The sequence below is a fragment of the Treponema sp. R6D11 genome, from assembly GCF_054786075.1.
On the sequence record NZ_BDHD01001444.1, the window covers coordinates 1 to 277 of the forward strand.

Genomic DNA, 277 nt, shown 5'->3' on the forward strand with positions numbered 1-277 from the left:
GTCGTATTCTCCTTTTTGCGCGTAACTTGACGCAAGTTTTATAGTATTAAGTCTTTTTTTCTCTATACTGCTTATTTTTACAGTACCGGACGTTTTTTTATCGCCGCTTCCTTTTGGCAGAAAAATTATCAACCCTGTTATAAGCAAGGCAAGTAAAACTCCGCCGGAGATTAAAATCATTTTTTGTTTTGACGACATCTAAATTCCCTCCCTTTATATTTTTTAATCAAGCACAAATTCACCGTCATAGTTTTCAACACTTTCAGTTCCGGAAGAA

The 277-nt window shown here is 35.4% G+C and carries 1 protein-coding gene; it reads right to left on the reverse strand.

Annotation, left to right across the window (positions count from 1 at the left end; all coding sequences use genetic code 11):
* The coding region (locus ACYVTD_RS19075; protein WP_461249148.1) for a hypothetical protein at nucleotides 1-198 on the reverse strand (198 nt) is incomplete at its 3' end.
* Nucleotides 199-277 lie beyond the last annotated feature (79 nt).